Origin of the sequence: Mesorhizobium sp. B2-6-4, from assembly GCF_006441495.1 — a bacterium.
GTDB lineage: Bacteria > Pseudomonadota > Alphaproteobacteria > Rhizobiales > Rhizobiaceae > Mesorhizobium.
Map to the genome: position 1 here is coordinate 25252 of NZ_VFUE01000024.1, position 19041 is coordinate 44292.

The window sequence follows — 19041 nt, forward strand, 5'->3', positions numbered from 1 at the left end:
GGACGTCACCGGTGGCTGATCGCTACCCTGCTGGTATGTGGGGTCGCGATCATCGAGCCGGAAGAAACCTGTCGCTCGTACATGAGCAGCCTTATTTCTTCCCCTGCGGATGGATCGTCTCGCCGCGTTTGAGCATCTCGACAAAAGTCTCGATCTTCTTCCTGCGCCCGGCTTCGGTCTTCATGTTGTGGATACGGAAGGCGAGCGCGAAGCGGTTCTGCGCGCTGAGTTTTTCGAGCATTTGCCGAGCCTCTGGCTCGGCATCGATCGCGGCCTGCAGGTCATCGGGAATTTTCATGTCCTTGCCGCTGGCATAGGCACGCGCCCAGCGGCCATCGGCCTTGGCGGCTTCGACCTCGGCGAGCCCATGCCGCGTCATCCGGCCGTCGTCGATCAGCCGGGCGACATTGTCGATGTTGATCTGGCTCCAGATGCTTTTCTTCGTCCTCGGCGTGTAACGCTGCAGGAAGCTCTTGTCGTCGAGCCCCTTGCGCACCGCGTCGATCCAGCCCCAGCACAGCACGACCTCGATCGCCTCCTTTGCCGAGATCGACTTCAGTCCCGAGCCGGTCTTGTGGATTTTGATCCAGACCTCGGTTTCCCTGTCATGATGTTCACCGAGCCAGGTATAAAAGCTCTCGGCGTCCTCGAATTCGTGCACCTTGTCGGGGTCGACCTTGACCGGCGCCATTTGCGGCCTCGTCCATGCTTTGCGATTGCACTTTCAATGCGGCATTTCCCGCTGGATGACAATCGAAGGCGAAGATGATGGCTGCCCGATGACGGCGGTTCTGCGGTGGCCCGCAGGCGCGGACCACCGCAGGGTCGTTTCACTGCCCGCCCATTTCCTTCTTGAACGTGTCGAAATCGACCTGCATGCCATTGAAGATGGTGCTCCAATGGCGGGTCAGCGCCGCCATCGCCACCGCCTCCTGGATTTCCTCATCGGTAGCGCCGGCGCGCTTGGCGTTTTGCGTGTCCGACCAGATGCAGTAGTTGCACGGGATCTGCGCCGCCACTGCCAGCGAGATCAATGACTTTACCTTTGGCGGCAGCGCCGTCTTGTCGCTGAGTTCGATGGCCTTGACCTCGGCCCAGGCGCCGGGCAGACCGGCTTTGGGAAGTTGCTTCACAAAGCTCGGCACGCCGCCCATGGTCGACTGGATGTCCTTTATGGTTGCATCGTAGTCGTCGGCATAGGCAGGGGCCGCGGCGAGGACGCAGGCCACGGCGGTTAGAGCCAACGCACGATGGAGGGACGAATGCACGGATTTGGCAATGCGATGGTGTGACATGTTTTCCTCCTCTGGTCTTTGTTAGCCTTACTGTGTAAGGTGAAGTGAAAAATGAACCTTACGCTGTAAGTTGTCAAGCGCGGCCATGGACTCATCGATCAAAAAAAAGCGAGCACGCGGACGGCTATCCCGCGAGATGATCGAGGATGCCGCTTTCGAGGTGATCGAGAAGGAGGGCCTTTCCGGTTTTTCGATGCGCAAGCTCGCCGCCGTGCTCGGCTGCGAGGCGATGAGCATTTATCATCACTTCCCCTCGCAAGCGCACCTCTATGAGGCGTTGGTCGATCGCCAGGTCAGCGGGATGGTTATCCCCGACGACAGCATGCCGTGGCGCGACAGGATTCGGATGGTCATGCATGAGTTTCGCCGTGTTGCGAGGGAGCACCCGGCCTTTGCGCCATTCCTTGTCGTCTACCGGATGAATTCGCCGCCTTGCCTTGCGATGCTGAACGGCGTCATCGGCCTGTTCGAGGCTGGCGGTTTCGGCCCGGAACTCAGCGCCAGGCTGTTTCGCACCGCCAGCTATTATCTCATGGGCGCGATCCTCGACGAGACCGCGGGCTACGCCAAGGGCCCGTCGGCGGTGACCACCGTCGACGACGAGCAACTGGCGAAGGATTTCCCCAGTGTCATGGCGGCCGGGACCTATTTCGGCACCGGCGGTTTCGACAAGACATTCGAACTCGGCCTCGACATGCTATTGGACGAAATGGAGCGCCTGCGCGACAGCGCCAATGGAGGCTAATTGTCCGGCAACGTCCGATTACAAGGTGATTCCCTGAATGCGCTTTCTGTTCCTGTTGATCCTGCTCGCCGGCATCGGCGTCGGCGCCATCTATCCATGGGCGATGACTAATTTCTCCGGTCACCAGATCGGCAGCTGGCGGGTCTATGAGGGTGGCCGCTTCAGGCAGGTCACGGTGCCGCTTGCCGCGCGCGATGCGCCGGTCAGGGTGCTGGTCGACTTGACCGCGAGGGCCGAGCGCATCGTTTCGCAGCAGCGCACGGTGCTGACGCTGACAGCCGCCTCCGGCGGCCGCACGGTGCTTGCCTCGACGCTTCAGTTCAATCATTCCGACAATCCGCGTCAGGCGAGCCCGCAACTGCCCGACAAGATCTTCCGCGATGAGGCTGGCGTGATCCGGACCGTCGGCCCCGGCCCCTATGTCTTCACCGCCGGTCCCGGCGACGCCGACCACATCCCGATACGCGCGGTCGATCTTGTCTTGCGCTCCGGTGTGGGCGAGACCGACAGCCGTGCGCGACCGGTTGGCTTCGCGCTGATGGCGATCGGCCTGGTCGGCTTCCTGCTGTCCTTGCGTTCTGCCGGCGGGCGGCCGCAAAATCCGAATTCACAGCCACCGCCGCCACGTTGGGGCAGGGGTTCCACATGAACTATCGCCACGCCTATCACGCCGGAAATTTTGCCGACGTCGTCAAGCACGTCGTGCTGACGCGGCTGCTTGAATATCTGAAGCAGAAGGACAAGGCGTTCCGCGTTATCGACACTCATGCAGGCATCGGCCGCTACGATCTGTCCTCGCTCGAGGCGCAGAAGACCGGCGAATGGCAAGGCGGCATCGGCCGGCTGGTCGATGCTGCGCCCGAAGCCCAGGCCGCAATGCTGCTCGCGCCCTATCTCGACGCGGTGCGTGCGTGCAACGCAGACGGTCCATTGAAAAAATATCCGGGCTCGCCGCTGGTCGCGCGGCACCTTCTGCGTAAGCAGGACCGGCTATCGGCGATCGAGCTGCACCCGAAGGATGTCGCGAAGCTGAAGACGGAATTCGCCGGCGATTTCCAGACAAGGGTGATCGAGCTCGACGGCTGGCTGGCGCTCGGCGCACACCTGCCGCCGAAGGAAAAGCGCGGACTGGTGCTGATCGATCCGCCATTCGAGGAAGAGGGCGAGTTCGGCCGCCTCGTCGACGGGCTGGCGAAGGCGCACAAGCGCTGGCCGGGCGGCATCTATGCGCTGTGGTATCCGATCAAGGACCGCAAGGCGGTGATTGGCTTCCGCAAGGCACTGAAGGAAACCGGCGTTCCGAAATTGCTCGACATCGAATTCGAAATCCGGCCCGCGTCGCAAGAGCCCAGCCTCGACGGCAGCGGCCTGGTCGTGGCCAACCCGCCTTTCACGCTGGAAGGTGAATTGCGCATTCTCCTGCCGGCCCTGCACAAATTGCTGGTCTTGGAAAAGCCGGCGCACTGGACGCTGAACTGGCTGGCAGGGGAGTAGCAGCGGGATGCAGGCTGCGAGCGGCGTCCTTACAGATGCGCCAAGACAAACAGTTAAAGCGGGTCTGCGGCCGGCCCGGCTCCGCTCCGCTGGAATTGGTGGCCGGCTTCTGCCTCGCCATCGGCGCCGCGGTGCCCTATGCCGCCGGCGCGCTCATCCTGTTCACGGTGGCGGCGAACCTGCTCGTCCTGCCCTTCTGGCGCCATCACGGGCCGGAAAGGCAGGCGCTGAGGTCCGCCTTCCTGGTCAACATCGCCGTTATCGGCGGGCTGCTGCTGGCGGCGCGCCCCGGCTGATGGCCGGCGGCCAAAGTCGGCGGCCACGCCCTGGAAACCATTGTCAATGCAATCGCTTGACCGCCGCCCGGCGAATCCCGCACAGTGCGCGCAATCGACCTTGAGAGGCTGCCATGACTCGCTTCGCCCGCTCCGCCCTTGCCGCCCTGATCTCGCTCTGCACGCCATTTGGCACATCGCTTGGCTTCACCCAGGCGGCGCAAGCCGCCGATCTTGCCGTCTATTCTGACGAGGACAGCGGCATTTGCGGCGAAGCCTGGGTGCTGAACAAGATCACCAGCCGCTTCTCCTATCAGGTGCGGCACGTCCCGCACCTGCCGGATGTCGCGATCACCGATTTCCACCGCATCCACCAGCACCGCTACTTGCCGGCCAGCGAGGAATGGCCGATCGGCCGGCGCTATTGCGGCGCCACGGTCGCCCTGTCAGATGGCCGCGACCGCGCCATCTGGTACCTGATCGAGGAAGGCCAGGGCTTTGCCTCGATCGGCGACAATGTCGAATTCTGCGTCTCGGGCTTCGACCGCTGGATGGTCTACAACGGCCGCTGCCGCATCCTGCGCTAGCGGGCGGTTTCCAGTCTCGATTTCGTTAGAGCCTGCGGCTCAAGCCGCGGGCCTTTTCTGCGACTCGGGGTATCGGCCCTGACGAAAATATGTGCCGCGCGGCACGCGCCGACAATGTTTGCCAATCGCAGTGCTATTTCCTGCCTCGCGTCGCCTCGGCTTCACCGATGATCTTTCGAAGAAAGGCAACGTGACCGCGAAAAGCGCGGCGCCCGATCGTCGTTGCTTTGATCCGTGTCCGCGGCCGCCGCCCGACGAAAAGCTTTTCAACATCGACGTAGCCCGCTTTGGCCAGCGTATCGAGATGCGCGCCGAGATTTCCGTCGGTGGTTTCGATCATGGCTTTCAGTTGCGTGAACTCCAGCGCCTCGCGTCTTTCCAGCGTGTTCAGGGCGGCCATGATCCTGAGCCGTGTACCCTGATGGATGATGTCGTCGGCACTCATCAATGGCTCCAATGCTGCGGACCTTGAGCTGTCACCCTACGGCTCTGCAGCCTCGGGCAGTACTAACCATTCGCCTTTGTGAACGACATCGAACACACTTGCCAGAATACTCTGGCATACAGAGTAATCTGTCAATTCAGTGATGAAGCCAGGCTTGACAAGGTGATCTCCAGATCGGCGCATCGCATTGCACTTGTAATCCGAAGGGACCGGTCGCCTGCAAAAGATGATCATTCTCTATAAGCCGCAGCTCATGATATTCGCGGCCGAAGATCAATGCGCGAAGCTGCTTGCTGATCTTTGCAGCTTCATGGCAGGCGCGCCCACGCAGCGCATCGAGAATGTCGATGCCAAATTGCTGACGATATCGGAAGATAACGCCATATTTTTGCGATGATGAGTGTGATCATGTGTCGATCGCAACGAAAATTTAAGCTGAGAAAATCATATCATTGCTTCGCTGGCTAGCGAGGCGCGAGTCAGATAAGCATGACACGCCGGGCCATTAACGGTCGTCGGCATAACGCAAGGGGCATCGCATGGCTAAGCAGTCATCAAAAGCGCCGGCATCCAAGGCACCGGCAAAGAAAGCACCTGTAAAAGCGGCGGCGGCGAAAGCCGCGACCGCGGTCAAGAAAGCAGCACCCGCTGCCAAGCCGAAGGCGGCAGCGCCGAAGGCAAAGGCGGCACCGGCCAAGAAGCCGGCAGCCAAGACAGCCGCGAAACCGGCGGCGAAGAAGGCAGCGCCCGCCAAGGCCAGCGCCGCATCCGCAAAGAAGGCTGCACCGGCCAAGAAGGCCGCTCCGGCAAAGAAAGCCGCTCCGGCCAGGAAGCCGGCTGCCAAGGCCGCGGCCAAGCCCGCTGCCAAGAAGGCAGCCCCTGCCAAGGCTCCGGCCAAGGCTGCCGCGGCGAAGTCTTCGGCACCGGTGAAGAAGGCGGCGCCAGCCGCCAAGAAAGCAGCGCCGGCGAAGGCCGCGAAGAAGTAGTCACGTTTCTTCGCGCCGGGGACCGTGTCGGCAGAAATGAGGGCAGGTGCCGTTGAGGCCTCGCGCCCTCTGCTCTGGCATTGGGGCGCAACGAGAGGGGCGGACGTCAGATATCTTTCGCAGCTCCCAGGACTTCGCCGCAGGGCGAAGTCCGGTGGGCTTTTTGTTGCGCGCTATCGTGCGGCGGCGGAACGATCGTTGGTCTTGTCCGGCCTGTCGGAGTGTTGCCGTCATCACATGTGGCGCATCCTGATCAAGGCGTACAAGAGACCAGGGCATGCAGGAGTGGTCGCCGGCTGCTGGCGGCTGGTTTTTCCGCTTCTGGCTGTTGCGCGGGGAAGGGCGCCCGGTCAACAGTGACGGGCTGCCAACAGGAACCCGATCATGCCGAAGCTGCTTTACGCCTCCACGTCCCCCTATAGTTCCAAGGTACGAATGGCGGCCCTTTATGCCGGCATCGCGGTCGACCTGGCGCCTGTCAAGACCGAAGACAAGCCGGCCGAACTGATCGGCGCCAATCCGCTGGGCAAGATCCCCGTGCTGGTGCTCGACGACGGCCGCTCGATCCACGACAGCCGAGCCATCACCCAGCAGCTCAACCGGATGTCGAAGAGCGCGCTGTTTCCGCGCAATCCCGACAAGCGGCTGGAAGCGGAAGTGCTGGAAGCGTTGGCGGACGGCATCTGCGACTGTGCGCTGTCGATGGTTTATGAGCGCCGCACGCGGCCCGAGGAGATGGTCTACCAGCCCTGGCTCGATCGCCAGTGGGCGAAGATCACCGCCGCGCTCGATCTACTCAACGCCAATCCGCCGAAACTGCCGAAGAAGATCACCGCCGGCCAGATGGCGCTGCGCGCCTGCCTTGGCTACCTGGCGCTGCGTTTCGCCGGGAAATGGGAAAAAGGCCGCAACCGGCTGGTCCGCTGGGCCGCGCGCTTCGATGAGAAATTCCCGGACCTGAAACCCTGCGTTCCCGCGTGAGCGGCCGACAATAAAAAAGCCGGGCGCGAGGCCCGGCTTCTTCGTGTCGTGGCTTGAACGACTTAGAACTTCATACCGACGCCGAAGGTGACGCGGTTGTCGGTGGCCTTGACCTTGCCGATGCCATCGAAGTCCTTGCTGCCGAAGTCGGTGTAGCGGTATTCGACGCGGCCGAACACATTGTCGGTCAGCTTGATGTCGGTACCAAGACCGGCGGTCCAGCCGATCATGGTGGCGCGGTCGCTGGCGCCGAGGACGCTGTCCTCCACCTTCAGGCTCCTGCCGGCGAGACCACCGGTGCCGTAGAGCAGGATTTCCGGGGTCACAGCGTAGCCGAGACGGGCACGCAGCGAGCCTTCGAAGCCGGCCTTGGAATCGATGCCATTATCGTCGCCCTTGACGCCGTTGTAGCCGAGTTCGGCTTCACCGCCGTAGACGAAGTTCTCCTGCTGCCACTGATAGCCGCCGAAGACGCTGCCGATGAAGCCCTTGGTATCGGTTTCAACGTCGAAATCCTTTTCCTTGGTACGGCCGCTGAAGCCATAGCCAAGATTAAGACCGGCATAGGGGCCGGCCCAGGACGCGACGGGCAGTTCGGCGACCGGGGCAGGCGCCGGCGGCTCTTCCTGGACCACATCGGCGGCATAGGCAGTTCCACCGAGGGCGAAGAGCCCGAGCGCTACGGCCAGCGGCCGTGCGAATTTGAGATTGGCTTGCATTGTTGTTTACTCCTTAAGCCACAGGACACAGGCTTGTTCTTACGATCGCCCATCAACCCGTCCGGGGGGTGAAACGGATCTGGCGTTCGTCGGTTCCAAATGTCGTGTCGAAATACGGCTGAAGCGAACCTGAACTTGGGTCATTCCCCGGCGCGAATGAGGCAGAAATTTGGCGTTGCATCTTCGCAACAGCGAAATGTCAGCAGATTGGCCGTGCTGCACCGCAGGTGGCTTGGTGCAAGGAGTCCAGCCTCCTATATTGTGTTGAGGCCGGCTCATTGCCGGCCGGCTCGAGATGCCGAACCGGCCGTTTCGCCACAATGTTGCCGCAGCTGCGAACGCCATTTAACGGGTGGCGGGCCATAATTTGCCGGCGCCCTCCTTCGCGCCGAAACCGAGGATTGACAACAGATGAGCAAAGCCACCGCGGCGCTGGTGACGGGCGGGGCAAAACGGATCGGTAGCGCGATTGTCGAGGATCTCGCCGCCCACGGTTTTGCCGTCGCCATTCACTGCAACCGCTCGCGCGATGACGCGGATGCGCTTGCCCAGCGGATCAACCGCGCCGGCGGCCACGCCGCCGTGGTCGCCGCCGATCTGACCGACATGGCCGAGGTCGGCGACCTGATCGGCCGCGCCGAAGCCGCGCTCGGGCCGATCTCGCTGCTCGTCAACAACGCTTCGCTGTTCGAGGACGATTCGGTTCTTGATTTCGACTGGCAGGGCTGGGACCGCCACTTCGCCATTCATGTGAAGACCCCGGCACTGTTGACGCAGAACTTTGCCCGGGCCCTGCCGGACGGGCAGGAGGGGCTGATCGTCAACATAATCGACCAGCGTGTCTGGCGGCCGACGCCGCGCTACTTCTCCTATGCGCTGTCGAAGTCCGCCTTGTGGACGGCAACCCAGATGATGGCGCAGGCGCTCGGCCCGCGCATCCGCGTCAACGCCATCGGTCCCGGCCCGACCTTGAAGAACGCGCACCAGGACGACAGTGACTTTGCCGCGCAACTCGCCGGTCTCATTTTGAAACGCGGCCCGCAATTGCCGGAATTCGGCGCCACAATCCGCTATCTCTGGGAAGCCCGCTCGGTTACCGGGCAGATGATCGCGCTTGATGGCGGCCAGCATCTTGCATGGCGCACACCTGATGTGACAGGCATGACGGAATGAGTCCCGCAGAGCAGAAACACAAGATGCGTGGCGGCGCCGACGATCTGCCACCCGAAATCGACCTCGAGGACGAGGCGGCGGAGGAGATCGTCGAACCGGCCGGCCCGGACGTCGCCTTCACCGCCATCGACTGGACGCCGCATGCCGGCGATGCCGACGGCATGGTCGGCGCCGAAGTGATCCAGACGCTGGTCAAGCGGCTGCCCAATGCGCCGGGCGTCTACCGCATGATGAATGCCAATGGCGACGTGCTCTATGTCGGCAAGGCCCGCAGCCTGAAGAAGCGCGTCACCAATTACGCGCAAGGCCGCTTCCACACCAACCGCATCGGCCGCATGGTGCGCGAGACCGCGACGATGGAGTTCGTCGTCACCCGCACCGAGATCGAGGCGCTGCTGTTGGAGGCCAACCTCATCAAGCGGCTGCGGCCACGTTTCAACGTGCTGATGCGCGACGACAAGTCGTTTCCCTACATTCTCTTGACGGGCGACCATGTCTCGCCCGGCATCTACAAGCATCGCGGCGCGCGTTCGCGCAAAGGTGATTATTTCGGCCCCTTCGCTTCCGCGGGCGCGGTCGGCCGCACCATCAATTCCTTGCAGCGCGCCTTCCTCCTGAGGAGTTGCACCAACTCCTTCTACGAGAACCGCACGCGGCCTTGCCTGCTCTATCAGATCAAGCGCTGCGCCGGTCCGTGCACCGGCGAGATTTCGCATAGCGACTATGCCGAGCTGGTTGCCGAGGCGAAGGATTTTCTTTCCGGCCGCAGCCAGAAGGTGAAGACCGAGATTTCGGCCGCCATGCAGCAGGCCTCGCAAGACCTCGATTTCGAGCGCGCCGCCATCTATCGAGACCGGCTGGCGGCACTCTCGCACGTGCAGAGCCACCAGGGCATCAATCCGCAGACCGTCGACGAGGCCGATGTCTTCGCAATCCATCAGGAGGGCGGCCAGGTCTGCATCCAGGTGTTCTTCTTCCGCACCGGCCAGAACTGGGGCAACCGCGCCTATTTTCCGAAGGCCGATCCGGCGCTGGAAGGGGCCGAGGTGCTGGGCTCGTTCCTGGCGCAGTTCTATGACGACAAGCCGACGCCGCGCGCCGTTCTGCTGTCGCACGCCGTGGAGGACCAGGAACTGTTGGCCGAGGCGCTCTCGACCCGCGCCGGCCGCAAGGTGTTGATCTCGGTGCCGCAGCGCGGCGAGAAGAAGGACCTGACCGACAACGCGTTGCAAAATGCCCGCGAGGCGCTCGGCCGTCGGCTGGCCGAAACCTCGACGCAGGCCAGGTTGCTCGCCGGCTTCGCCGAGACCTTCGGGCTCGAAAAGCCGCCGGTGCGCATCGAGGTCTACGACAATTCGCACATCATGGGCACCAACGCCGTCGGCGCCATGGTCGTCGCCGGGCCGGAAGGTTTTGTGAAGAACCAGTACCGGAAATTCAATATCCGCTCGACCGAGATCACGCCCGGCGACGATTTCGGCATGATGCGCGAAGTGATGGAGCGGCGGTTTTCACGATTGCTCAAGGAGCATGGCGATGTGACACCCAATGATGCCGCGGCAGGCGAGGCGGACAGCGATGAGGGCGACATGTCGGGCGGCTTCCCTGCCTGGCCCGACGTCATCCTGATCGATGGCGGCCAGGGCCAGATGAGCGCCGTGCGCAAGATCCTCGCCGATCTCGGCATCGAGGACCGGGTCGTGGCCATCGGCATCGCCAAGGGCCAGGACCGCGACGCGGGCCGCGAGCGCTTCTTCGTCAAGGGCAGGGACTCGTTTTCGCTGCCGGTACGCGACCCGGTGCTCTATTTTGTCCAGCGCCTACGCGACGAGGTTCACCGTTTCGCCATCGGCTCGCACCGGGCCCGCCGCAAGAAGGAGATGGTCAAGAGCCCGCTCGACGAGATCGGCGGCATCGGCCCCAGCCGCAAGCGGGCGCTGCTGATGCATTTCGGCACCGCCAAGGCGGTCGGTCGCGCGGCAATCGAGGACCTGGTAAAGGTCGAAGGCATTTCCGAGCAGGTGGCCAGACTGGTTTACAACCATTTCCACGAGAACTGATGCATGTCGCCCGAAAGCGACCGTCGGCTCCCGGGCGAAGCAAGGAGCGGCGCGGCGTAGCCCGCGAGATGACAAGATTGGCCTATTTTTGCTGGCCAATCGATTTTGGCCTGTTGACCCCCTACATCAGCTTCTGATTTGAGTACGCAGGCAGAAAGAGTTCCCCCGGATATGGCTCAGCGCGCGTTCAACCTTCCGAACATCCTCACCTACGCCCGCATTATCGCGGTGCCGCTGGTGGTGCTGTGCTTTTTCCTCGAGGGACATCTGAAGTCGAGCGACTTCGCCCGCTGGTCGGCGCTGATCATTTTCCTGCTGGCGTCCATCACCGACTATTTCGATGGCTATTTCGCCCGCGCCTGGAAGCAGACCTCGAACATCGGCAAGATGCTCGACCCCATTGCCGACAAGCTGCTGGTCGCGACATGCCTGCTGCTGCTTGCCGCCGACACCGACCGCCATGCCGGCATTGCCGGCTGGTCTCTGTGGGCGGCGATCATCATCCTGTGCCGCGAAATCCTGGTTTCGGGCCTGCGCGAATATTTGGCCGCGCTCAAGGTCTCCGTGCCGGTGACGCAGCTTGCCAAATGGAAAACCACTATCCAGATGGTCGCCATCGCCTTCCTGCTCGCCGGGCCGGCCGGCGACAAGATTTTTCCGCTCACCACACAGACCGGCCTGGTGCTGTTGTGGATCGCTGCCCTGGTCACGCTTTACACCGGCTATGACTACTTCCGCGCCGGCCTCAAGCACATCATGGACGAATAGGATGACGAAGCTCATCTACTTCGCCTGGGTGCGGGAGCGAATCGGCAAGCCGGACGAAGACGTGGACTTGCCGCATGGCGTCGAGACGGTCGCGGACCTCTTGCGCTGGCTGAAGTCGCGCGGCGAGGAATACGACCATGCGCTGCAATATCCCGACGTGATCCGCGTCGCTATCAACCAGGAACATGTCGAGCACGGCGAAAAGATATCTGGCGCGCGCGAGATCGCGCTGTTTCCGCCGATGACCGGGGGCTGAGATGGCCGGCGCGGTCGTACCTGTCGTGCGCGTCGAGGCGCAGGATTTTGACGTCGCCGCCGAAATCGCCAGACTGACGCAAGGCCGCGCCGACATCGGCGCTGTGGTCACCTTCTCGGGCCTGTGCCGTGACGAGCAGGGGACGCTCTCGGCCCTTGAGCTCGAGCATTATCCGGGTATGGCAGAGGCCGAAATCGCCCGCATCGCGGCCGAAGCGGTTCAGCGCTGGCCGCTGCAGGGCATCACCGCCATCCACCGTCATGGCAAGATCCGGCCAGGCGAGAACATCGTGCTGGTGGTGGCGGCCTCCGTGCATCGGCAAGCCGCGTTCGAGGCGGCGAATTTCCTCATGGATTATCTGAAGTCGCAGGCTCCCTTTTGGAAAAAGGAGCATCATGCCGACGGCTCCGAGGGCGGCTGGGTCGAGGCCAAGGAGAAAGACGAGCAGGCGGCAGGGCGCTGGAAAAGGCCACCGTCCGAATAATTTTGCATCAGCCACGCATTGACCGCAATCCTTTGGCCAATTCGTTGTTGGTCAGCCTGGGCTGTGGCCAGCCCGGGGAAGGGAGATGGTCGTGCTGGACAGGATAGCGGAGTTCTTCGTCTTCGGTTTCGTGCCTCTGGTCGTCGGTATACTGGCCGTGCCGGAACTCTCCGTGGCCGCCGAAAAAGCCCTGAAAGGCGAGGTGACCTACCGCGAGCGCATCGCCTTGCCGCCCAATGCCGTGCTCTCGGTCCAGCTTGCCGATGTCTCGTTGGCCGATGCGCCCGCCAAAATCGTCGGCGAACAGAAGCTGACGCCGGCAGGCCAGGTGCCGATCAGTTTTACGGTCAAATTCGATCCGTCCCGGATCCAGCGGCGGATGACCTATGCGTTGCAGGCCCGCATCACCGTCGGCGACAGGCTCCTGTTCATCTCGGATGAGCGCCATCAAGTCGATCCGCTGACCGATGCGCCGCAAACCATCATGCTCAAGATGGTGACGCCAAGCCCCGAGCCCACTGCTTCCGTTCTCGATCAGCTTTGGCTTCTCGATTATGTCGACGGCGTAGCCATCGCCGCGCCGCAAGCGACATTCCGGGTGAGTGAAGCAGGCAAGGCCGGCGGCAACGGTCCCTGCAACAGCTATTTTGCCACCGCCAACCTCGATGGCCAGAAGATCGCGATCAGCGACATCGGCTCGACCTACAAGGCCTGCGCGCCCGAGGTAATGGCGGAGGAAAAGGCGCTGTTCGAGGCTCTGGCAAAGGCGGCTTCGTATAAAGTCGATGCCGGCAAGTTGACCATCGCCGACGGGAACGGCCGCGAAATCCTGCGTTTCAGCGCCGCGAGCTGATGCCGTGAAACGGCTGTCGGCGGAGGTCAGCCGCTCATTTTTTCGAACACGGCGCCATAGTGGTAGGGCGGCACCTCGACCAGCTCGATGAATTTGAGGCCGGCCGCCTCGACGGCCGTGATGGTCTGTTCCGGCGATATCCTCAATTCGGTCTTCGGTCCGCGGGGCTCGCCGAGCACCGTGGTTTGTTCACGCGGCTGCTGATGCCAGTTGACGACAACAAAGCGTCCGGCAGGGACGAGCGCTTCGCTAACGGCTCGCGCCAGCCGTGGCCGGTCCGGCACGCCGTGGAAGGCGTTTGCCATGAAGATGAAATCGACGGGGCGGGATATCAGGCTCGCGAGTTCATAGGCATCGCCCGCTACGAGATCGAAATTCCTCGTGCCGTTTTCATTGAGCCGGCGACGGGTGACGTCGAGCAGGTCGGTATCGATATCGATGCCGACGACATGGCGGGCGACCCTGGCGATGGGCAACGTAAACCAGCCGTCGCCACAGCAGAGGTCGGCCACCTCCATGCCCGGCTTCAGTCCCGTTGACGAAAGCACGGCACCGGGGTCGGGCCACAGCACCTCCCACCAGCCGCTCGATGGCATCTCGGTGCCCTGGAAGAAGCCGGGAATGGTGCTGGTCATGCTTCGCCGGCTCCCTGTGCCTGACCGACTTTAGCGCGGGCAAGGGTTCAACGGCAGTGCCGGATCGATCCGTTTCAATGAAAAAGGCCGGCAATCCGCCGGCCTTTTTCGGTCACAATGCCAGGGTCGGCTCAGCCGACGATCTCGGTGTCGGAGAACCAGTACTTGATCTCCTGCGCAGCGGTTTCCGGCGCGTCCGAACCGTGCACCGAATTCTCGCCGATCGACAGCGCATGCACCTTGCGGATGGTGCCTTCGGCGGCGTTGGCCGGGTTGGTGGCGCCCATCACCTCACGGTTCCTGGCAATGGCGTTCTCGCCTTCCAGCACCTGCACGATCGTCGGCGCCGACGACATGAATTCCACCAGCTCGCCGAAGAACGGACGATCCTTGTGGACGGCGTAAAAACCTTCCGCCTCACGGCGGCTCATCCAAACGCGGCGCGAAGCGATGACGCGCAGACCGGCATCTTCCAGCATCTTGGTGATAGCGCCGGTGAGATTGCGCCGCGTTGCGTCCGGCTTGATCATGGAAAAGGTGCGTTCGAGCGCCATTGGGTCGTCCTTGTCTGGTTGGATTGGGAGTGGCGGGCTCTATACAAGCCGGCCGGCCCATTGCCAAGAGGAAGTCGACAGAGGAAGTCGACGGGGGAAGTCGACGCCATGCGCGTTTGCGTGCCGGGCCGATATCGGCGATGCCGCCAGCCCGAGATCGGACGGCTGCAATATTAGGCTTTGCTTGCTATAGTCACATGTCGGCGCCGCGCTGAGGTCGGCCCGGATGGAGACCATGACCATGACAGACGATCGCCAGGAGCGCATTCGCAGCCGCGCACATCATATCTGGCAGGAAGAAGGGCAACCGGCCGGACAGCATGAGCGCCATTGGCAACAGGCGACAGCCGACATCGACCAGGAGGATGCAGGGTCATCCGGGTTGAAGAAGCCAGCAAGAAAGGCGGCCGTCGCCGGCAAGGCAAAAACCGCGCCCAAAGAGGCCAAGACCGCGGCCAAGCCCGGTAAGCCAAAAAAGGCGGCCAAATAAGACCTGGCCATATCGGAGCCGATGGCTCGTCGTTAGCCCTGCCGCAAGATCAGGCGCTACGGTTCACGCGGCCGCCGCAACCGTTCGACCCAGCCCGCCATGCAGGTCGAGGCAGCGGGCGAACCACTGCGCCACGACATCGTGGTCGTCGAGCAATGGGTAGGGCGAGGCGACGCGTGCCCATTGCAGCGCGCCGAACACGATATAGTCGGCGAACAGGGGCGAATCTCCGCCGATGAATGGCTGATAGGCGAGCATCGAGCGCAGCGGCTCCAGCGAAGCCCTGAAATTGCCAAGCCCGGCATCCCGCGCGGCCATCACCTCTTCCAGGCTCTTGCCCAGGCGCTGCTCCCGGCTCTGGCGGAAATAGGCGGCGTTCTCCGTATCCTGCATGGCATAAAGGTCCATGATCGCGGCGGTGGTCACATAGGGATGGATGGTCAGTTGCGACCAGCGCTCGATGAAGCGCGCCATGGCCTTGCCGCCTTCGCCGCCAAACAGCGACGGCCGGTCCGGATAGGTTTCGTCGAGATAAAGCGCGATGGCGAAGGAATCCGCGACGACCGTCTCGCCGTCGCGGATCACCGGCACGAGTTTCGATGCGCCGCCCTCGACGCGGGGCACTTCGAGAAAACGTGTCGGCACCGCGCTGATCTCCAGCCCCTTATGAGCCAGCGCCATCGTCGCCTTCCAGCAATGCGGGCTGAACGGGCGGGTGGCGTCGCGTCCGACGAGATCATAAAGCAGAATGGTCATTGGCGGCGGCTTCCTTGCGGTTTAGGTATCCCGCAACGCCTCGACACAGGCCGGCGGGAGAAAAGATGAAACGGCACTTCATGATGTTTGCGGCCTATAATCAATGGGCCAATGGCCGCATCTACGATGCCGCCGCCGATCTCGACGAAGAGGAATTCAATCGCGACGTCGGCGCTTTCTTCGGCTCGATGAAGGGCACGCTCAACCATCTCCTGGCCGCCGATCGCATCTGGATGAAGCGCTTTACCGGCGAGGGCGATGCGCCGACGGCGCTGGACGCCATACTGTACCAGGCGTTGCCGGGCCTGCGCATGGCGCGCGAGGCGGAGGACCGGCGGATCGTCGACTGGGTTGGCGGTTTGAGCGACAAGGCGCTGTCGGGCCGCTTTATATACATGACGGTATCGGACATGCGCACCGTCTCGCAACGGCTGGCTCCGGCGCTCGACCACGTCTTCAACCACCAGACCCACCACCGCGGCCAGGCCCATATGATCCTGACGGTTCTGGGCCGCCCTTCCGTGCAGCTCGACCTGGCGCATTTCCAGCGCACCGAGGAAGGGCGCGCATACGCCTGATTCGGCCGCCGGCTGCGATAGAGCAGTTTTCACCGTTTCACGGAAACTGCGAACTGAGGGCCGAAAGACGTTGGAGCGCGTTATGACCGACGGCGCGTGTTTTACAGATATTGGCCTTCCAACCGGGCCGCCTAAGTCTGCCGACCCGAAAAATTAGCTTTTCTAGTTTGCACGGAGCCGATTTCCCTAAAAAATATTTGACTGCAAGTCTTGATTCGTTTTGAGATTTGCTGGTCCGTTTGGGGGACGCGGTTAAATAAATGCATCGACGAAATTCTTCTCTGGGGTAGATGATTTTGTCGCAAATAGGGTGAAAGATTTGTCAAATATCGAGGATAAGACCGTTATCGAGCTGACCGCTGACATTGTCTCGGCCTATGTCGGCAACAACCCGCTGCCGGTTTCCGGCCTGCCTGACCTGATTGCCAGCGTCAGTGCCTCGGTGCGAAAGCTCGGAGGTGCCGTTGTCGCGGAAAGCCCAAGCCTGGTTCCTGCGGTGAACCCGAAGAAGTCGGTTTTTCCCGACTACATCGTCTGCCTGGAGGACGGCAAGAAGTTCAAGTCGCTCAAGCGGCACCTCAGGACGGACTATGGGCTGAGCCCGGATGAGTATCGCACCAAATGGGGCCTGCCGCCCGACTATCCGATGGTCGCTCCGAACTACTCAGCGACACGGTCAGCGCTGGCGAAGTCGACGGGACTTGGCCGCAAGCCGGCAGCGCCGGCCCCCGTGGCCAAGGCGACAAAGCGCGGCAAAGCCAGCGCCTGAGCGCGGCCGACCGCAGCCGGAAGCCTCTGAGCTGCGATGTTGACGGCGCCATTTCGCGCGCCGTTTTCATGCCTTGCGTGGCCAACCGGCCCGCAAGGTCTTGCGAAGCGCCGGTCTCCCGTGCAAAAGCGCGGCCATGCTTATCATCAACGACCTCTCGCTGCGCATGGCGGGGCGCTTGCTTCTCGACCATGCCTCGCTGACCTTGCCGGCCGGCACCAAGGCCGGACTTGTCGGCCGCAACGGTACCGGCAAGACCACGCTGTTCAAGGCCATAACAGGCGATTTCCCTTCCGAGACGGGCTCGATCAGCCTGCCGAAGAACACGCGGATCGGCCAGGTGGCGCAAGAAGCGCCCGGAACCGAGGAGCCGCTGATCGAGATCGTGCTCAAGGCCGACCTCGAGCGCACGGCGCTGCTCGAGGAGGAAAAGACGGCGACCGATCCGCACCGTATTGCCGACATCCATATGCGGCTGGCCGATATCGACGCGCATTCGGCCGAGTCGCGCGCCGCCACCATCCTGGCCGGTCTCGGCTTCGACGACGCCGCGCAGCGCCGCCCGGCCTCCTCGTTTTCCGGCGGCTGGCGCATGCGCGTGGCACTCGCTGCCGTGCTGTTTTCCGAACCCGATCTTCTGCTGCTCGACGAGCCGACCAACTATCTCGATCTCGAAGGCACGCTGTGGCTCGAAAACTATGTTTCCAAATATCCGCACACGGTGCTGCTGATCTCGCACGATCGCGACCTGCTTAACCGCGCCGTCAACTCGATCGTCCATCTCGACCAGAAGAAGCTGACCTTCTGGCGCGGCGGCTACGACCAGTTCGAACGCCAGTACACCGAGCAGAAAGAACAGCAGGAAAAGGGCCGCATCAAGCAGGAAGCCGCCCGCAAGCATATGGAATCCTTCGTCGAGCGTTTTCGCGCAAAGGCATCCAAGGCAAGACAGGCTCAGTCCCGCATCAAGGCGCTTGAAAAGATGAAGCCGATCACGGCCATCGTGAACGACACGGTGCGGCCATTCTCTTTCCCGGAGCCGGTGAAGACGGTGGCCTCGCCGATCGTCGCGCTGAACAATGTCAATGTCGGCTATACACCCGGTGAGCCGATCCTGAAGAAGATGACCTTGCGCATCGATGCCGACGACCGCATCGCGCTGCTTGGCGCCAATGGCAACGGCAAGTCGACCTTTGCCAAGCTTCTCTCCGGCCGCCTGAAGCAGGAGACCGGCACCATGACCGTGGCGCCCGGGCTGAAGGTGGCGATCTTCGCACAGCACCAGCTCGACGATCTCAGGCCTGAGGAAAATGCCTACGAGCATGTTCGCAGGCTGATGCCCGAAGCGCCGGAATCGAAAGTGCGCGGCCGTGTCGCCCAGTTTGGGCTCACGACCGAAAAGATGAATACGGCGGCGAAAGACCTGTCCGGCGGCGAGAAGGCGCGGCTGTTGATGGGTCTGTCGGCCTTCGAGGGGCCGAACCTGTTCATCCTTGACGAGCCGACCAATCATCTCGACATCGATAGCCGCGAATCCTTGATCCATGCGCTGAACGAGTTCCCCGGCGCCGTCATCCTGATCTCGCACGACCGCCATCTCCTGGAAGCGACGGCGGACCGGCTGTGGCTGGTCAAGGATGGCGCCGTCAACCCCTATGACGGCGACCTCGAAGATTACAAGACGCTGGTCACAGGCGTGTCCGGCGACCGGCGCGAGCGGCGCGAGGCGGAAAAAGCCTCGAAGGCCGACCGCCGCCGCGAGGCGGCCCAGCGCCGCGCCGCCTTTGAGCCGCTGGCCAAGGAAATTCGCGCCACCGAAGCGCTGATGGACCGCATCCGCAAGCGCATCGACGGCATCGAGGACGAACTGGCCAACCCGGCGATCTACGAAAAGGATCCGTCGACGGCGACAAGGCTGGCGAAGGAGCGATCGCAACTCGCCCAGACGCTCGCCGGCCACGAGGAAAAGTGGCTGACCATGTCGGCCGAATACGAGGAAGGCACGGCGGAGTAGTTACCCTCCCCCTTGTGGGGAGGGTCGATCCGCGAAGCGGAGCGGGGTGGGGGTCTGCGCCACAACCCACCCCGGCGCTACGCGCCGACCCTCTCCTTCAAGGGGACGGTCAGATCTGGCCCTA

Annotated in this window: 25 protein-coding genes; 18 read left to right on the forward strand and 7 right to left on the reverse strand. The window is 62.7% G+C overall.

All coding sequences use genetic code 11. The annotated features are described in order from the left end of the window. Nucleotides 1-91: 91 nt before the first annotated feature. Both FJ426_RS26525 and FJ426_RS26530 read right to left on the reverse strand, forming a co-directional pair. Nucleotides 92-691, reverse strand: coding sequence for a YdeI/OmpD-associated family protein (locus FJ426_RS26525; protein ID WP_140520638.1), 600 nt, complete (start codon nucleotides 689-691; stop codon nucleotides 92-94). A gap of 139 nt (nucleotides 692-830) precedes the next feature. Beyond that, entirely contained in the window at nucleotides 831-1295 is a 465-nt protein-coding gene (locus FJ426_RS26530) for a carboxymuconolactone decarboxylase family protein (RefSeq protein WP_140494422.1), read from the reverse strand. A 136-nt stretch (nucleotides 1296-1431) separates the two neighbouring features. Between FJ426_RS26530 and FJ426_RS26535 the strand changes: the two genes are divergently transcribed. From FJ426_RS26535 to FJ426_RS26555, 5 genes are all read left to right on the forward strand, one after another. After that, entirely contained in the window at nucleotides 1432-2040 is a 609-nt protein-coding gene (locus FJ426_RS26535) for a TetR/AcrR family transcriptional regulator (protein ID WP_246671778.1), read from the forward strand. Between the two features lie 37 nt (nucleotides 2041-2077). Continuing rightward, nucleotides 2078-2689 (forward strand): hypothetical protein, encoded by a 612-nt coding sequence (locus tag FJ426_RS26540; RefSeq protein WP_140517861.1) that lies wholly within the window; start codon nucleotides 2078-2080, stop codon nucleotides 2687-2689. Then, nucleotides 2686-3534, forward strand: a complete 849-nt coding sequence (locus tag FJ426_RS26545) for a 23S rRNA (adenine(2030)-N(6))-methyltransferase RlmJ (protein ID WP_140494416.1) — start codon at nucleotides 2686-2688, stop codon at nucleotides 3532-3534. The genes FJ426_RS26540 and FJ426_RS26545 overlap by 4 nt, the downstream gene beginning before the upstream one ends. A 35-nt stretch (nucleotides 3535-3569) precedes the next feature. Beyond that, complete coding sequence (locus tag FJ426_RS26550) at nucleotides 3570-3830, forward strand: DoxX family protein (protein ID WP_181165134.1); 261 nt, start codon at nucleotides 3570-3572, stop codon at nucleotides 3828-3830. A 113-nt stretch (nucleotides 3831-3943) separates the two neighbouring features. After that, on the forward strand, nucleotides 3944-4396 hold the full coding sequence (locus FJ426_RS26555; RefSeq protein ID WP_140494414.1) for a hypothetical protein: 453 nt from the start codon (nucleotides 3944-3946) through the stop codon (nucleotides 4394-4396). Between the two features lie 133 nt (nucleotides 4397-4529). Here FJ426_RS26555 and FJ426_RS26560 read toward each other — a convergent pair whose 3' ends face one another. Then, on the reverse strand, nucleotides 4530-4841 hold the full coding sequence (locus tag FJ426_RS26560; protein WP_140494412.1) for a transcriptional regulator: 312 nt from the start codon (nucleotides 4839-4841) through the stop codon (nucleotides 4530-4532). Between the two features lie 226 nt (nucleotides 4842-5067). On the opposite strand from FJ426_RS26560, the gene FJ426_RS31525 reads away from it, so the two are divergent. From FJ426_RS31525 to FJ426_RS26570, 3 genes are all read left to right on the forward strand, one after another. After that, nucleotides 5068-5238, forward strand: a complete 171-nt coding sequence (locus FJ426_RS31525; protein ID WP_181172804.1) for a hypothetical protein — start codon at nucleotides 5068-5070, stop codon at nucleotides 5236-5238. Nucleotides 5239-5380: 142 nt separating this feature from the next. Continuing rightward, nucleotides 5381-5827 carry a histone gene (locus tag FJ426_RS26565; protein WP_140494410.1) on the forward strand — a complete coding sequence of 149 codons (447 nt, stop codon included), beginning with the start codon at nucleotides 5381-5383 and terminating at the stop codon, nucleotides 5825-5827. A gap of 384 nt (nucleotides 5828-6211) precedes the next feature. Next, complete coding sequence (locus FJ426_RS26570) at nucleotides 6212-6808, forward strand: glutathione S-transferase family protein (protein ID WP_140494408.1); 597 nt, start codon at nucleotides 6212-6214, stop codon at nucleotides 6806-6808. A gap of 62 nt (nucleotides 6809-6870) precedes the next feature. On the opposite strand, the gene FJ426_RS26575 is transcribed toward FJ426_RS26570, so the two are convergent. Next, nucleotides 6871-7527: an outer membrane protein gene (locus tag FJ426_RS26575; protein ID WP_140494406.1), complete on the reverse strand. Its 657-nt coding sequence runs from the start codon at nucleotides 7525-7527 to the stop codon at nucleotides 6871-6873. Between the two features lie 411 nt (nucleotides 7528-7938). On the opposite strand from FJ426_RS26575, the gene FJ426_RS26580 reads away from it, so the two are divergent. The 6 genes from FJ426_RS26580 (at nucleotide 7939) to FJ426_RS26605 (ending at nucleotide 13121) form a co-directional block, all read left to right on the forward strand. Beyond that, the gene (locus FJ426_RS26580; protein ID WP_140561845.1) at nucleotides 7939-8700 is read left to right on the forward strand and encodes an SDR family oxidoreductase; all 762 of its coding nucleotides are present in this window, start codon (nucleotides 7939-7941) and stop codon (nucleotides 8698-8700) included. After that, the gene (gene uvrC, locus FJ426_RS26585; protein ID WP_140561847.1) at nucleotides 8697-10760 is read left to right on the forward strand and encodes an excinuclease ABC subunit UvrC; all 2064 of its coding nucleotides are present in this window, start codon (nucleotides 8697-8699) and stop codon (nucleotides 10758-10760) included. Before FJ426_RS26580 ends, uvrC begins: the two co-directional genes overlap by 4 nt. 171 nt (nucleotides 10761-10931) lie before the next feature. Beyond that, nucleotides 10932-11528: a CDP-diacylglycerol--glycerol-3-phosphate 3-phosphatidyltransferase gene (pgsA, locus tag FJ426_RS26590; RefSeq protein WP_140494400.1), complete on the forward strand. Its 597-nt coding sequence runs from the start codon at nucleotides 10932-10934 to the stop codon at nucleotides 11526-11528. A gap of 1 nt (nucleotide 11529) precedes the next feature. Beyond that, on the forward strand, nucleotides 11530-11784 hold the full coding sequence (gene moaD, locus FJ426_RS26595) for a molybdopterin converting factor subunit 1 (protein WP_140520631.1): 255 nt from the start codon (nucleotides 11530-11532) through the stop codon (nucleotides 11782-11784). Between the two features lies 1 nt (nucleotide 11785). Beyond that, nucleotides 11786-12268 carry a molybdenum cofactor biosynthesis protein MoaE gene (locus tag FJ426_RS26600; protein WP_140517865.1) on the forward strand — a complete coding sequence of 161 codons (483 nt, stop codon included), beginning with the start codon at nucleotides 11786-11788 and terminating at the stop codon, nucleotides 12266-12268. A gap of 85 nt (nucleotides 12269-12353) precedes the next feature. Next, entirely contained in the window at nucleotides 12354-13121 is a 768-nt protein-coding gene (locus tag FJ426_RS26605; RefSeq protein ID WP_224656004.1) for a YbaY family lipoprotein, read from the forward strand. A gap of 26 nt (nucleotides 13122-13147) precedes the next feature. Here the strand turns inward: FJ426_RS26605 and FJ426_RS26610 are convergent, their stop codons facing one another. Next, a complete protein-coding gene (locus tag FJ426_RS26610; RefSeq protein ID WP_140520628.1) occupies nucleotides 13148-13756 on the reverse strand; it encodes a class I SAM-dependent methyltransferase in 609 nt (202 codons plus the stop codon). 131 nt (nucleotides 13757-13887) lie between these two features. Then, on the reverse strand, nucleotides 13888-14310 hold the full coding sequence (gene ndk / locus FJ426_RS26615) for a nucleoside-diphosphate kinase (RefSeq protein ID WP_010915217.1): 423 nt from the start codon (nucleotides 14308-14310) through the stop codon (nucleotides 13888-13890). A gap of 241 nt (nucleotides 14311-14551) precedes the next feature. On the opposite strand from ndk, the gene FJ426_RS26620 reads away from it, so the two are divergent. Beyond that, nucleotides 14552-14800 (forward strand): DUF2934 domain-containing protein, encoded by a 249-nt coding sequence (locus FJ426_RS26620; RefSeq protein ID WP_224680492.1) that lies wholly within the window; start codon nucleotides 14552-14554, stop codon nucleotides 14798-14800. A 63-nt stretch (nucleotides 14801-14863) separates the two neighbouring features. On the opposite strand, the gene FJ426_RS26625 is transcribed toward FJ426_RS26620, so the two are convergent. After that, nucleotides 14864-15556, reverse strand: a complete 693-nt coding sequence (locus FJ426_RS26625; protein ID WP_140494385.1) for a glutathione S-transferase family protein — start codon at nucleotides 15554-15556, stop codon at nucleotides 14864-14866. Between the two features lie 65 nt (nucleotides 15557-15621). On the opposite strand from FJ426_RS26625, the gene FJ426_RS26630 reads away from it, so the two are divergent. The 3 genes from FJ426_RS26630 (at nucleotide 15622) to FJ426_RS26640 (ending at nucleotide 18917) form a co-directional block, all read left to right on the forward strand. After that, nucleotides 15622-16134: a DinB family protein gene (locus FJ426_RS26630; RefSeq protein WP_140494383.1), complete on the forward strand. Its 513-nt coding sequence runs from the start codon at nucleotides 15622-15624 to the stop codon at nucleotides 16132-16134. A 319-nt stretch (nucleotides 16135-16453) separates the two neighbouring features. Beyond that, nucleotides 16454-16903: a MucR family transcriptional regulator gene (locus tag FJ426_RS26635; RefSeq protein ID WP_140494381.1), complete on the forward strand. Its 450-nt coding sequence runs from the start codon at nucleotides 16454-16456 to the stop codon at nucleotides 16901-16903. A 136-nt stretch (nucleotides 16904-17039) separates the two neighbouring features. Continuing rightward, nucleotides 17040-18917: an ABC-F family ATP-binding cassette domain-containing protein gene (locus FJ426_RS26640; protein WP_140494379.1), complete on the forward strand. Its 1878-nt coding sequence runs from the start codon at nucleotides 17040-17042 to the stop codon at nucleotides 18915-18917. Nucleotides 18918-19041 lie beyond the last annotated feature (124 nt).